At 59.8% G+C, this 14,192-nt stretch carries 12 protein-coding genes; 7 read left to right on the top strand and 5 right to left on the bottom strand.

What is annotated here, in order from left to right; translation table 11 throughout:
- Positions 1-36: 36 nt before the first annotated feature.
- Genes ACQZ5G_RS18760 through denD form a run of 3 tightly spaced genes read right to left on the bottom strand, consistent with a single transcriptional unit; the run spans position 37 to position 3,716 of the window.
- Positions 37-1,821, bottom strand: coding sequence for an IlvD/Edd family dehydratase (locus ACQZ5G_RS18760; protein WP_448738002.1), 1,785 nt, complete (start codon positions 1,819-1,821; stop codon positions 37-39).
- Positions 1,822-1,830: 9 nt separating this feature from the next.
- Positions 1,831-2,733: an NAD(P)-dependent oxidoreductase gene (locus ACQZ5G_RS18765; protein WP_448738003.1), complete on the bottom strand. Its 903-nt coding sequence runs from the start codon at positions 2,731-2,733 to the stop codon at positions 1,831-1,833.
- Complete coding sequence (gene denD / locus ACQZ5G_RS18770; protein WP_448738004.1) at positions 2,730-3,716, bottom strand: D-erythronate dehydrogenase; 987 nt, start codon at positions 3,714-3,716, stop codon at positions 2,730-2,732. Before denD ends, ACQZ5G_RS18765 begins: the two co-directional genes overlap by 4 nt.
- Before the next feature lie 198 nt (positions 3,717-3,914).
- On the opposite strand from denD, the gene ACQZ5G_RS18775 reads away from it, so the two are divergent.
- The 6 genes from ACQZ5G_RS18775 (at position 3,915) to ACQZ5G_RS18800 (ending at position 10,436) form a co-directional block, all read left to right on the top strand.
- A complete protein-coding gene (locus ACQZ5G_RS18775) occupies positions 3,915-5,360 on the top strand; it encodes an FAD-binding oxidoreductase (protein WP_448738005.1) in 1,446 nt (481 codons plus the stop codon).
- A gap of 117 nt (positions 5,361-5,477) precedes the next feature.
- The gene (locus ACQZ5G_RS18780; RefSeq protein WP_125145354.1) at positions 5,478-6,194 is read left to right on the top strand and encodes a FadR/GntR family transcriptional regulator; all 717 of its coding nucleotides are present in this window, start codon (positions 5,478-5,480) and stop codon (positions 6,192-6,194) included.
- A 200-nt stretch (positions 6,195-6,394) separates the two neighbouring features.
- Positions 6,395-7,555 (top strand): fumarylacetoacetate hydrolase family protein, encoded by a 1,161-nt coding sequence (locus ACQZ5G_RS18785; RefSeq protein ID WP_448738006.1) that lies wholly within the window; start codon positions 6,395-6,397, stop codon positions 7,553-7,555.
- 21 nt (positions 7,556-7,576) lie between these two features.
- Complete coding sequence (locus tag ACQZ5G_RS18790; protein ID WP_448738007.1) at positions 7,577-8,107, top strand: TRAP transporter small permease; 531 nt, start codon at positions 7,577-7,579, stop codon at positions 8,105-8,107.
- A gap of 4 nt (positions 8,108-8,111) precedes the next feature.
- Positions 8,112-9,389, top strand: a complete 1,278-nt coding sequence (locus tag ACQZ5G_RS18795; RefSeq protein ID WP_003520302.1) for a TRAP transporter large permease — start codon at positions 8,112-8,114, stop codon at positions 9,387-9,389.
- A gap of 39 nt (positions 9,390-9,428) precedes the next feature.
- Positions 9,429-10,436, top strand: a complete 1,008-nt coding sequence (locus ACQZ5G_RS18800) for a TRAP transporter substrate-binding protein (RefSeq protein ID WP_174057509.1) — start codon at positions 9,429-9,431, stop codon at positions 10,434-10,436.
- A 106-nt stretch (positions 10,437-10,542) separates the two neighbouring features.
- Here the strand turns inward: ACQZ5G_RS18800 and acs are convergent, their stop codons facing one another.
- Positions 10,543-12,498, bottom strand: a complete 1,956-nt coding sequence (acs, locus tag ACQZ5G_RS18805) for an acetate--CoA ligase (protein ID WP_003520300.1) — start codon at positions 12,496-12,498, stop codon at positions 10,543-10,545.
- A 231-nt stretch (positions 12,499-12,729) separates the two neighbouring features.
- Between acs and ACQZ5G_RS18810 the strand changes: the two genes are divergently transcribed.
- Positions 12,730-13,431 carry a DUF1013 domain-containing protein gene (locus tag ACQZ5G_RS18810; protein WP_003520299.1) on the top strand — a complete coding sequence of 234 codons (702 nt, stop codon included), beginning with the start codon at positions 12,730-12,732 and terminating at the stop codon, positions 13,429-13,431.
- Positions 13,432-13,490: 59 nt separating this feature from the next.
- Here the strand turns inward: ACQZ5G_RS18810 and ACQZ5G_RS18815 are convergent, their stop codons facing one another.
- Positions 13,491-14,150 (bottom strand): YggS family pyridoxal phosphate-dependent enzyme, encoded by a 660-nt coding sequence (locus ACQZ5G_RS18815; RefSeq protein ID WP_448738008.1) that lies wholly within the window; start codon positions 14,148-14,150, stop codon positions 13,491-13,493.
- Between the last annotated feature and the right edge of the window lie 42 nt (positions 14,151-14,192).

The raw sequence follows: 14,192 nt of genomic DNA on the forward strand, positions 1-14,192 counted from the left end.
ATCCCCGGACGTAGCCGGGGATTTTGTCATATGTGATCAATGATTGTGCCGGGGCATCTTCTCGGCGATCCGGCGGAAATCCGCGGCCCCTTCCAGAACCGCGCCATCCGAAAGCTGGGTCACCGACTGGCGGTAGATGCGCTGCCATGGCGTCGCATCCGCGGGAACAGCGGGAATGCCATCGGCCTTGCGGGCGGCAAGCTCCTCATCCGGCACCAGCGCATTGCACTCGCCCTCATTGAAATCGATGCGGATCATATCCCCCGTACGGAGCCATGCCAGCCCACCGCCGGCAGCACTTTCCGGCGAGGCGTTGAGGATGGACGGGCTGTCCGCCGTTCCCGATTGCCGGCCGTCGCCGATCGTCGGTAGGCTGGTGATGCCCTTTTTCAACAGCGCATCCGGCGGCTGCATGTTGACGACCTCAGCCGAACCCGGCCAGCCGAGCGGTCCCGCACCGCGAATGACGAGAATGGTGCGCTCATCGATATCGAGGGACGGATCGTTGATGCGGGCGTGATAGTCTTCCGAACCATCGAACACCACACATTTGCCCTCGAAAATGCCCTCGCGGCCCGGTTCGCTCAGATAACGCTGGCGGAATTCCGCCGAGATCACGCTCGTCTTCATGATGGCGAAATCAAACAGGTTGCCTTTGAGGACAAGGAAACCGGCCCGTTCCTTGAGCGGCTTGTCATAAGGCAGGATCACATCGCGGTCGGTGGATTCCCGGCCTTCCAGATTTTCTGCCATGGTCTTACCTGTCACGGTCGGACAGTTTCCATCGAGCTTGCCGGCCTTCAGAAGCTCCCACATGATGGCGGGCGTGCCGCCGGCGCGGTGGTATTTTTCACCCAGCCATTTGCCGGCTGGCTGGACATTGGCGATGAGCGGAATGTCGTAACCGTGGACCTGCCAGTCTTCCTCGCGAAGCTCCACACCCGCATGTTTCGCCATGGCTGCCAGATGCGGCTGGGCGTTGGTGGAACCGCCGATTGCCGAGTTGACGCGGATCGCGTTCAAAAATGCCTCTCGGGTCATGATGTCCGAGGGCTTGATGTTCTCGACAACCAGCTCGACGGCACGGCGGCCAGTGCGATAGGCCATCTGGCCGCGTTCACGGTAAGCGGCGGGAATGGCGCCGCAGCCGGTAAGCGACATGCCGAGCGCCTCTGCCATGGCATTCATGGTCGACGCCGTACCCATGGTGTTGCAATGGCCGACGGAAGGAGCGGATTCGAGCGCCGCCTGCAAGAATTCCTCGCGGGTGATTTCGCCAGCGCCGTATTTACGGCGCATGCGCCAGATCACCGTGCCGGAACCGACCAGATCCCCATCATGGTAGCCGTCGAGCATCGGCCCGCCGGAAAGCACGATGGCCGGAATATCGACCGTGCTTGCCGCCATCAGCGCTGAAGGCGTGGTCTTGTCGCAGCCCGTGGTCAAAACGGCGCCATCGAGCGGATAACCGTAAAGCACTTCCACAAGGCTAAGATAAGCGAGATTGCGGTCGAGCGCCGCCGTCGGGCGCTTGCAGTTTTCGAACATCGGATGGGTCGGAAACTCGATGGGAATGCCGCCCGCATCGCGGATGCCGTCCCGCACCCGCTTGACCAGTTCCACATGGACGCGGTTACAAGGCGTCAGGTCGCTGCCGCTCTGGGCGATGCCGATGACCGGCTTGCCGGAACGCAGTTCTTCCGGCGTCACGCCGTAATTCATGAAGCGCTCCAGATAGAGCGCCGTCATGTCGAGATGGTCGGGATTGTCGAACCAGTCCTGCGACCGCAAACGGCGCATCGGTGTCTTCTCGTCGCTCATAAGCCTGCCTCAGCCCTGTTCCCGGTTGTTTAGTTTTTCGAGGTAAAGCAGGATGCCGCTATGGTCGATATCGGCACCGCCGTCACCGACGAAGTCGTCGAATTCCCGCGTCACCTGCTGGGTAAGCGGCAGGTTGAGAGACAAATCCTTCGCCGTCGCCAGCACGCCATTCAGATCCTTGAGCTGGAACTTGGAGGGACCGCCCGGCACGAAATTGCGCTTCACCATGCGGTCGCCATGCAGCTCCAGGATCCGGCTTTCGGCAAAACCGCCGCGAATGGCGTTGCGGAACCCTTCACGCGATGCGCCGCCCGCTTCCACCAGCATCATCGCCTCGGCAACCGCGCCGATGGTGATGGCGACGATCTGCTGGTTGGCGAGCTTGCAGAGCTGGCCCGCGCCCGAGGGACCGACATAGGTGAGCCGGCCCATCGGCGCGAAAACATCGGCAAGACCCGAGATCAACGCCTCATCGCCACCGGCCATGATGGCGAGCGTACCGGCGGTCGCGCCCGGCACACCGCCGGAAACCGGCGCGTCGACATGATGAATGCCCATCGCCTCAAGCCGGGAGGAGTGTTCACGTGCAATCGGCGGCGCAATCGAACTGCTGTCGATGACGACCGCACCCTTTTTCAGCGCTTCGGCCACTCCGGCCTCAAACAGCACCTCGCCTACAGCCTTGCCGTCGCTCAGCATGGTGATGACGATATCGGCACCCCTGGCGGCCTCCGCCGGCGATGCCGCGACGACCGCGCCATCGGCAACAAGCGCCTCGGCCTTATCGACGCTACGGTTCCAGACCGTGACCGAAAAGCCGGCGCCCAGCAGACGCTTGGCCATCGGCCCGCCCATCAGGCCCGTGCCGATAAAGGCGACAGACCGCCTCTTCTCCTCCCCGTCGACACTCATTTCAGTGAACCTCCCAGTTCGTCCTCGATATGAACCTGAATGATCTCTTCGAAGGAGCTTTCGGCCGTGAAGCCCAGTTCGCGGGCGCGCTTGGCCTCGAAACTGGGGGCCCAGCCTTCGCACATGCGCATGATCATCTCATTCGGCTCGCGGCGGATGAGGGCAACGGCCTTTTCGCCCGCGACCTTGCGCAGCGCCTCGATCTGCTCGCCGACGGTGGCGCTGAGGCCGGGCATCGACAGATTGCGGCGCGGGCCGACCTTTTCAACATTGATCGTTGCGCCATGGATCAGGAAACCGACGGCGGAACGTGGCGAAGCGTGCCAGTGGCGAATGCTTTCCGGCACCGGCAGAACCGCTTCCTGGCCGACCAGCGGCTCGCGCAGAATATTGGAGAAGAAGCCGGAAGCAGCCGCATTCGGCTTGCCGGGACGAATGCAGATGGTCGGCAGGCGAATACCGATGCCGTCAAAGAAACCGCGGCGGCTGTAGTCGGACAGCAGCAATTCGCAGATCGCCTTTTGCGTACCGTAGCTGGTCAGCGGCGTGGTGTGGAATTCATCCGGGATCGGATAGGGAAGCGGCGCACCGAAAACGGCGATGGACGAGGTGAAGACCACGCGCGGCTTATAACCATCCTTGCCATTGGCGATGCGGATGGCATCGAAGAGATAACGCGTACCATCGAGATTGATGCGGTAGCCCTTGTCAAAATCGAGCTCGGCTTCACCGGAGACGATGGCGGCGAGGTGAAAAATGGCATCGGGGCGGGCTTCAATCAGCTTTTCGGCCTCACCCGGCGCGGAGAGATCGGCGGCACGCGCATCGACGGTACCGGAAAAACCGGCGGGCGCTTCGGGCTGGAACACGTCGATAAGCGTGAACTTGTCGATCGGCTTGCCGCCAAGCGATCCATCCTTGACGAGACGCTGCGTCAGCTTGCGGCCAACCATGCCTGCGGCGCCGATGATTGCGATATGCATGTCTTCCTCCTCTTTGTCCCGGCCATTCTCCCGGGACCGAAAAAACATCATCGGCCAGTCGCCGATAAATTAGCTTGTAAGGTTGTCTGATAACCTTATATGATCGGATTGAAAATAGTATTTTTTCACAAACCGGCAAAAGCAAGGGCGAAAGAGCCCTGTCCGGAAACTTAGGGCGGATTGGACGGAGAGGGTGGAATGACGATCGTGAGCGAAACCAATATCGAGGAATTGCGGTTCTCGTTGAAGAACAGGCTCGGCGAGGCTTTGCTGCTGACATCGCAGGAAGACATGCTGCGCTATTGCCGCGACTGGCACGGCGATGTCACCAGCTCGGCCGTGGCCGTCATCCGTCCCCGGTCGACCAAGGAAGTCTCCGACACCGTTCGCGCCTGCGCGGAACTCGGCCTCGCCATCATCCCCCAGGGCGGCAACACCGGACTGGTGCTCGGCGGCATTCCCGATGCCCCCAAGCATCAGGTCGTATTGAGCCTCGAGCGCATGAACGCCATCCGCACCATAGATAGCGACGATTTTTCCGCCGTCGTGGAAGCTGGCTGCATTCTCTCGGAATTCAAGGATGCCGTTCAGGACAAGGGCATGTTTTTCCCTCTGTCGCTCGGTGCACAGGGCAGCTGCCGCATCGGCGGCAACGTCTCCACCAATGCCGGCGGCATCAATGTCCTGCGCTACGGCATGACCCGCGAACTGGTGCTGGGTCTGGAAGTCGTATTGCCTGACGGCACCATCTGGAACGGGCTATCCACGCTGCGCAAGGACAATCGCGGCATCGATCTGAAGCAGCTCTTCATCGGTGCGGAAGGAACGCTCGGCATCATCACCGCCATTGCCGTCAAGCTTTACCCCAATCCCGAACATGTCGAGACGGCGCTGCTCGGCCTCAATTCGCTTGACGATGCCATCAAGCTTTACCGCCGCGCCCGTCGCGAATGCTGCGACCTGATGTCCGCCTTCGAATTCATGCCGCCTGTCGCTTTCACGCTGGCGATCGAAGCGATCCCCGACCTGAAAATGCCGATTGCCGGCGATTACCCCGCTTATGTGCTGATGGAAATTTCAGGCTCCGGTCTGGTGGACACGGCCGACCTGATGGGACGCTTCCTCGAGGGCGTCATGGAAGACGGCCTGGTGCTGGACGGCGTGATCGCTTCTTCACGGGCACAGGCGCAATCGCTCTGGCTGTTCCGCGAAGGCATGAACGAAGGCCAAGCGCTGCGGGGTGCGCATATGCGTACCGACATTTCCGTACCTTTGTCGAAACTTGCGGCTTTCGTGGCCGAAGCCGAGGCGGAACTGGCGGAAAAACTGCCGGAGTGCCTGGCGGTTTCCTATGGCCATGTCGGAGACGGCAACGTCCACCTCAACGTGCTGCCGCCGAACGGTTCGACGCCGGAAGAGCGAGACGCCTTCATCTACAAGTCCAAGACACTCGTCAACGAGGTCCTCGACCGTTACGTCGGCAGCATCAGCGCCGAGCACGGCATCGGCCGCCTGAAACGCTCCGATTTCGAAAGCCGGCTATCCGACGTACAGCGCCGGATGATCACCGGCCTGAAAAACACCTTCGACCCTGATTTGCGGATGAATCCCGGTTGCCAGATAACCCTGCAACCGGATAGCTAATCGAGGAACGGCAAAGGCGGCCGAAAACGCCGCCTTTGAAACCCCCGCTGACGGCGAAGGAGGAAGTCGCCTGCCGCGGGAAAACGACCCAATCGTTTCTGTGGAACGGGAGCAACCATGACGCTGGAGTTCAATCAGATACATCGCAACGATCATCTGCCCGGCCGGATCGCCGCGGAGATTGCGCGCGAAATCAATGATTCGAAGCTCGGACCGGGTGACAGGCTGCCGACCGAACATGTTCTGGCAAAAACCTTCGGGGTCAGCCGTTCGGTCATCCGCGAAGCGATCGCACAATTGCGCAACGAAGGTTTTGTCGAAACCCGGCAGGGCGTGGGCGCATTCGTCACCGATCCCCGGCAAAGACTGTCCATCCGCATCGAGCGGTCCCGGTTGAACGACCCGGAAAATTTCCGCGATCTTTTCCAGCTTCGTATGCCGCTGGAAATAGAAGCGGCGGGGCTGGCCGCACTGCACCGCAGCCCGCAGCAGCTGACGCGGCTGGCGACAGCCTTGGAAAAGATGAAAACCGCCGATGACTGGTCGACGGAAGGCGTTGCCGCCGATCTCGACTTCCACCGCATTCTGGCGGAAGCGACTGAGAACGAATATTTCCTGATGTTCCTCGGCTTCATCGCAGAACGCATCAGCTCCGCCATCAACATTGCTTTTTCGCGTGCGGTTTTTGGTGAAATTCTTGAGGTGACGATCGCCGAACATGTGGCAATCTACGAAGCCGTGGAGAAGGCCGATGCCACTGCCGCCAAGAACGCCATGCGCAAGCACCTGATCGGCGCAGCCAGCCGGGTCAATCTCGAACTGGATATCTTCTGAGCAGCAATGTGCATGCCGGTAAAGCTATAGGACAGGTTTACGGCTTTACGAGAATTGAGACGCGAAACACGATAATTTTGTCGGCAAGGCCGCTAGACTCGTAACAAAAGTCATACTAAGAAGAATGGGATTAAGTTGTCAGACATCCAGACAATAAGACCGCAGGAGGCGGCCTGTCGGATGCTGAAGGGGAGGACTACATGACCGGTATAAGGTCCATCGACGCTACCGCAATTTTGCCTGAAGATTTCGAAAACGCGCTGCTCGTCGGCCGCGTCTGGTCGAAAAGCGAAGGCGGCCCCTGCCCCGTCCTGCTGAAGGGCGGCGTGCTTTATGACCTCACTTCGATTTCCCCTACCATGTCCGAACTTCTGGAAAAGACCGATCTGGTGGAGCGGCTCGCCGACACCGGCACTTTCGTCGCACTCGGCGCACTGGAGGCGTTTCTGGACGGGTCCGCCGGCGAACTCCTTGCCCCCAACGACATTCAGGCCGTGAAGGCCGCCGGCGTCACCTTCGCCGACAGCATGCTGGAACGCGTGATCGAGGAGCAGGCCAAGGGCGATCCGCTGCGTGCGCAGGAAATTCGCGGACGGCTCGCGCCGGTTCTCGGCGACAATCTCAAGGGACTTGAGGCCGGCTCCGAAAAAGCTGCCGAAGTGAAGAAACTGCTCCAGGAAATGGGCCTCTGGTCGCAATATCTGGAAGTGGGCATCGGACCGGATGCGGAAATATTCTCCAAGGCGCAGGCCATGGCTTCCGTCGGTTGCGGCGCGCTGATCGGCGTTCACCCGAAATCGCAATGGAACAACCCGGAGCCGGAAGTGGTGCTGGCCATCACCTCCGACGGCCGCATCGTTGGCGCGACGCTCGGCAACGACGTCAACCTGCGCGATTTCGAAGGTCGTTCCGCCCTGCTGCTCAGCAAGGCGAAGGACAACAATGCGTCCTGCGCGATCGGTCCCTTTATCCGCCTGTTCGACGGCAACTTCACCATTGAAGATGTGAAGAAGTCGCAGATATCGCTTCTGGTCGAAGGCGAAGACGGTTTCACCATGACGGGTGTGAGCCCCATGGAAGCGATCAGCCGCACGCCGGAAAACCTCGCTTCGCAGCTATTGAACCGTAACCATCAATATCCTGACGGCGCCGTCTTTTTCCTCGGCACGATGTTCGCGCCGGTGAAGGATCGCCATGGCCCAGGCCTCGGTTTCACCCATTCAAAGGGTGACCGTGTTGAAATCTCCACGCCCAAGCTCGGTAAGCTGATCAACTGGGTCACCACGACCGACGAATGCCCGGAATGGACATTCGGCACCGCGGCCCTGATGCGCAACCTGGCGAAACGAGGGCTGCTCTAGATATTTCTTCGGGAGGGGAAAATGCAAAAGACCATCAATCTCTTTTACCGGATTCTCGAAATCATTCTCGTCCTGCTGCTCGCCGGCATGTCGATCATGGTCTTCGTCAACGTCGTCATGCGTTATACGATGAATTCCGGCATCAACGTCTCGGAAGAACTGTCGCGTTATTTCTTCGTGTGGCTGACCTTCATCGGCGCCGTGCTGACCTTCCGTGAGAACAGCCACATGGGCATCGAAACGCTCGTGATGTTCCTGTCCCGTCGCGCCCGCATCGTCTGCATGATCGTGTCGAACATCATCATTCTGGCCTGTTCCGCCATCTTCTTCTGGGGCACCTGGAAGCAGTCCGGCATCAATGCCAGCATGCATGCGCCCGTCACCAAGCTTTCGATGATCTGGGTCTATGGCGTCGGCATGTTCACCGGCGGCCTGATGTTCATCATCGCACTGGAACGCCTGTACCGTTACTTGAGGGGCGGCGTGACAGAAGACGAAATCGCCCAGTTCGCGGGCGAGAATCTGACGATCGAACAGCTTTCGGAGCGCTGATACCATGACACTTCTCGTTTTTGTCGGCTCTCTGCTGGGAGCCATGGCGATTGGCGTTCCCGTCGCTTTCTCGCTGATGTTCTGCGGCGTCGTGCTCATGTGGTACATGGGCATGTTCAACACCGCCATCATCGCCCAGAACATGATTTCGGGCGCGGACACCTTCACGCTGCTCGCCATCCCCTTCTTCATTCTGGCTGGCGAACTGATGAATTCCGGCGGTCTGTCCCGCCGCATCATCGACTTTGCAATCGCGCTCGTCGGTCATATCCGTGGCGGTCTCGGCATCGTGGCCATCGTTGCAGCCATCATCATGGCCAGCATTTCCGGCTCGGCCGCTGCCGATACCGCAGCCCTTGCCGCAATCCTCATCCCGATGATGGCGAAGGCCGGTTACAATATTCCGCGTTCCGGCGGCCTCATCGCTGCAGGCGGCATCATCGCCCCGGTCATTCCCCCGTCCATGGCCTTCATCGTTTTCGGTGTTGCCGCCAACGTCTCGATCACCCAGCTTTTCCTTGCAGGTATCGTTCCTGGCATTCTGATGGGCATTTCGCTGATCGTCGCCTGGCTGATCGTGGTCCGCAAGGATAACGTCAAGCCGCTGCCGAAGACCTCCGCCAAGGAACGCTTGACCGCCACTGCTCGCGCCGGCTGGGCGCTCGGCATGCCTGTCATCATTCTCGGCGGCATCAAGGCGGGCATCATGACGCCGACGGAAGCTGCCGTCGTTGCGGCTGTCTACGCGCTTTTCGTCGGTATGGTGATCTACCGCGAACTGAAACCGGCGGATCTGTTCCACGTGCTTCTGCGCGCCGCCAAGAGCACGTCCATCATCATGTTCCTGGTTTGCGCGGCACTCGTATCCGCATGGCTTATCACGGCAGCAAACATTCCGAACGAAGTCGCAGGCTATATCGAGCCGCTGATCGACCGCCCGATGCTTCTGATGGCCGCAATGATGGTGCTGGTCTTCATTGTCGGAACCGCACTCGACCTGACGCCGACCATCCTGATCCTGACGCCTGTTCTGATGCCCATCGTCAAACAGGCGGGCATCGACCCGGTCTATTTCGGCGTTCTCTTCATCATCAACAACGCCATCGGCCTGATTACCCCTCCGGTTGGCGTGGTGCTGAACGTCGTCAGCGGCGTCGGCCGCATCCCGCTCGGCAAGGTGACGGTTGGCGTATGGCCGTTCCTCGTTGCCGAAACCATCGTACTGGCGCTGCTGGTGATTTTCCCGGACATCGTCCTCGTACCGCTGCAGTATCTCCGTTAATTCAACCTGCTTCTCGCAAACAATCCAAGGGAGGATATTATGAGAAAGCTTCTTCTGACCACCACGGCCATCGCTTTCGCAGTTGGCGCCGCCGCTCCGGCAATGGCCGAATTCAACAGCCGCAATATCCGCGTTTCGAACGGCATCAACCAGGATCACCCGGTCGGCAACGGCATCAAGGCGATGCAGGCCTGCCTTGACGACAAGTCCGGCGGCAAGCTGAAGCTGACGGCATTCTGGGGCGGCGCTCTCGGCGGTGACCTTCAGGCGACGCAGGCCCTGCGCTCCGGCGTTCAGGAAGCGGTCGTAACGTCCTCGTCGCCGCTCGTCGGTCTCATCCCGTCGCTCGGCGTCTTCGACCTGCCGTTCCTCTTCGCCAACGCCAAGGAAGCCGATGCCGTCATGGACGGCGCCTTCGGCGACATGATGAACAAGAAGCTGGAAGAACAGGGCCTCGTAAACCTGGCCTACTGGGAAAACGGCTTCCGCAACCTGTCGAACTCCAAGCATGCCGTGAACAAGTGGGAAGACTTCTCGGGCCTCAAGGTTCGCGTGATGCAGAACAACATCTTCCTCGACACCTTCCAGAACCTCGGCGCCAATGCAACGCCGATGGCCTTCGGCGAAGTCTTCTCGGCGCTGGAAACCAACGCGATCGACGCGCAGGAAAACCCCTATGTGACGATCGACACCTCGAAGTTCTACGAAGTGCAGAAATACATCACGGAGACGAACCACGCCTATACGCCGTTCCTCTTCCTCTTCTCCAAGCCGATCTTCGACAGCTACACGCCCGAAGAACAGGCCGCCCTGCGTGAATGCGCAGTCGTCGGCCGCGACGAAGAGCGCAAGGTCATCCGCGACCTGAACCAGAAGTCGCTGGAGAAGATCAAGGCTGCCGGCCTCGAAGTGAACACGCTGTCTGCCGAAGAGCAGACCCGTATCCGCGAAAAGTCGATGGTCGTCTACGAAAAGCACAAGGCTGAGATCGGCGCAGACGTCGTCGACGCCGTTCTGGCGGACCTGAAGAAGATCCGCGGCCAGTAATCCTTACCGGATACAATTGAAAACACCCGGAGGTTCCGCCTCCGGGTGTTTTTGTTTGTGAAAATCACAGATGGAAAAAGGCTGCCGAAGCAGCCTTTCCAGAAGATCAGGACGCGGTGCGGTTCTGCCGGTTGGCGATGAGGTCTTCGACCACCGCCGGATCGGCGAGCGTCGACGTATCCCCCAGCGCACCAAAGTCGTCCTCGGCGATCTTGCGCAGGATGCGCCGCATGATCTTGCCCGAGCGGGTCTTGGGCAGACCCGGCGCGAACTGGATCTTGTCAGGTGTCGCAACCGGCCCAATCTCGTTGCGCACGTGCTTCACCAGCTCCTCGCGCAACGCATAGTCGCCATTCTGGCCCGCCATCAGCGTGACATAACAATAAATGCCCTGGCCCTTGATGGCATGCGGGTAACCCACCACGGCTGCTTCCGAAACAAGGTGGTGCGACACCAGCGCCGATTCCACCTCGGCCGTGCCGAGGCGATGACCGGAAACGTTCAGCACGTCATCGACGCGGCCGGTGATCCAGTAATAACCGTCCTCGTCACGCCGGCAACCGTCGCCGGTGAAGTACTTGCCCTTGTAGGTCGAGAAATATGTATCGACAAAGCGCTGATGATCGCCATAGACGGAGCGCGACTGGCCCGGCCAGCTATCGATGATGCAGAGATTGCCGTCGGCGGGTCCTTCCAGCACATTGCCCTCGGCATCGACGAGCTGCGGCTGCACACCGAAGAACGGCCTTGTGGCCGAACCGGGTTTCAGATCGGTCGCGCCCGGCAGAGGCGAAATGAGAATGCCGCCGGTTTCCGTCTGCCACCAGGTGTCGACGATCGGGCTCTTGTCCTCACCGACCACATGGTAATACCACTCCCAGGCTTCCGGATTGATCGGCTCGCCGACTGTCCCGAGAAGCCGCAGGCTCTCGCGCGAGGAGCGCTGGACGAACTGGTCGCCCGCCCCCATCAGCGATCTGAGCGCTGTCGGCGCGGTGTAGAAGATATTGACCTTGTGCTTGTCGATGACTTCCCAGAAACGGCCCTGATCCGGGAAATTGGGAACACCTTCGAACATCAGCGTCGTCGCGCAGTTCGCAAGCGGCCCGTAGACGATATAGGAATGGCCGGTGACCCAGCCGACATCGGCCGTACACCAGAAAACCTCACCATCCTTGTAGTCGAAGACATATTCATGCGTCATCGACGTATAGACGAGGTAGCCGCCCGTCGTGTGCAACACGCCCTTCGGCTTGCCGGTGGAGCCGGACGTATAGAGGATGAATAGCGGGTCTTCCGCACGCATCTTCACCGGCGGGCAATCCGGCTTCACAGTAGCGATTTCCTGATGGTACCAGATATCGCGGCCTGGCGCCCAGCCGGTCTTGCCGCCGGTGCGGCGCACCACCAGAACCTTGTTGACGATGACATATTGTTTGGCGGCGATATCGATCGCCTTGTCGGTATTTTCCTTGAGCGGGATCGGCTTGCCGCCGCGCACGCCCTCATCGCAGGTGATGACGAAGGTGGACTGGCAATCGACGATGCGGCCTGCCAGCGCTTCCGGGGAGAACCCGCCGAACACGACGGAATGGATGGCGCCGATGCGGGCGCAGGCGAGCATCGCGTAAGCCGCCTCGGGTATCATCGGCATATAGATGGTGACGCGGTCGCCCTTCTTGACACCGTGCTTCTTCAGCACATTCGCCAGACGGCAGACATAGTCATAGAGCTGGTTATAGGTGATCTTCTTGTCGATATAGGGGTTGTCGCCTTCCCAGATGATCGCCGTGCGCTCGCCATGCGTCTTCAGATGCCGGTCGATACAGTTATAGGAAACGTTCGTCAGGCCGTCCTCGAACCACTTGATCGGCACCCTGCCCTTGAAGGACGTGTTCTTGACCTTGGTATAGGGCTTGAACCAGTCGATCCGCCGGCCGTGCTTGTCCCAGAACTTTTCCGGATCCTCGACGCTCTCCTGATACCATTTCTGGTAACGCTCATTGTCGATGAGCGTGCGGGCCTTCGCCGATTTGAGAACCGGGTAGATTTTGGCAGACATGAACTCCTCCTGGAACCGATATGGCTTTTAACGTGGCCCGAGACTCCCACCTCAGGCATGTGTTGAATTCATAGCAGTTCAAATCCGCACGGCAATTAGACAAAGGTCATTTGTTTCGCAAAGAATTGCAATTCTGATGCAATGCGGCTATAGAGCCCCCATATCCCGGAAATTAGTGGTTGATACCCACGGCCCGCGACACCGGCGCGGACGGACAGAAGGACTGTATCTATGGCTCAACAATTGCTCATGCCAAAGGCTACGGCTGTATGGCTGGTTGACAACACCGCGCTGTCGTTCGATCAGATCGCCACGTTCTGCAAACTGCATCCGCTTGAAGTCAAGGCGATTGCCGACGGTGAAGCCGCACAGGGCATCAAGGGTCTCGATCCGATTGCAACCGGGCAGCTCTCCCGCGACGAGATCGCCCGCGCCGAAGCCAATCCCAACCACAAGCTCAAGCTTTCCGAACCGAAGGTCCGCGTGCCGGAATCCAAGCGCCGCGGCCCGCGCTACACCCCCGTTTCCAAGCGTCAGGACCGTCCGAACGCCATTCTCTGGCTCGTTCGCAACCATCCGGAACTGAAGGATGCGCAGATCTCGCGTCTCGTCGGCACCACGAAGTCGACGATCGAGCAGATTCGCGACCGTACCCACTGGAACTCGGCCAACCTGACGCCGATGGACCCGGTGACGCTCGGCCTCTGCAGCCAGATCGATCTCGACCTCGAAGTCGAACGCGCCTCGCGCGGCCGTCCGCTGCCGACCGCGGAAGAGCTCGACAATACGCTGCAGCCGGCAACGGCGACGGAAGGTCTGGACTACAGCTTCCAGCGCGAGGAAGACGAGCAGATCGACGCAGATGCGGTCTTCAAGAAGCTCAGCTCGCTGAAGTCTACGCAGAAGGACGAAGACGAGGACGATCACTACTGATCGGACGTCTTTTAGAGTTTGAAAACCCGGCCTCAGCGCCGGGTTTTTTATTTGCAGCCTTATCGCGTACCGAAGATCGCCGAGCCTACACGAACAGTCGTCGCACCGAATTCCACGGCAGTTTCGAAATCGCCGGACATGCCCATGGAAAGCTTCTCAAGCCCACATTGTTTGGCAAGCTTCGCCAGAAGCGCAAAATGCGGACCCGGATTTTCATCCGCCGGCGGAATGCACATCAGTCCTTCGACCTGCAATTTCAGCTCATCCCGGCAAAAAGCGACGAATGCAACTGTCTCACGCGGATCGATGCCCGCCTTTTGCGGCTCAAGCCCGGTATTGACCTGCACATAAAAACGAAGGCTGCGGCCCTGTTTGCCGCATTCCTCGGCAAGCGCGCGGGCGATCTTTTCGCGGTCGACGCTCTGCACCACATCAAACAGCGCCACGGCATCCGCCGCCTTGTTGGACTGTAGCGGGCCAATCAGATGCAACTCGATATCAGGCGTCTTCTCTTTAAGGCCTGGCCACTTGCCCTGCGCCTCCTGCACGCGGTTCTCGCCGAACACGCGCTGGCCCGCATCGATGACCGGCTGGATCGCCTCCGCCTCGAAGGTCTTCGAGACCGCGACGAGGGCAACATCCGCCGCCTTGCGTCCGGATTTTTCCGCAACATCGGCAATGCGCTGCCTGACATCCTCAAGACGTGCTTCGATTTCCATCACAAGACCTTCATTTGAACCATTCGCAACGCTAACTAGACG

This window comes from Agrobacterium sp. 22-214-1 (genome assembly GCF_053522465.1).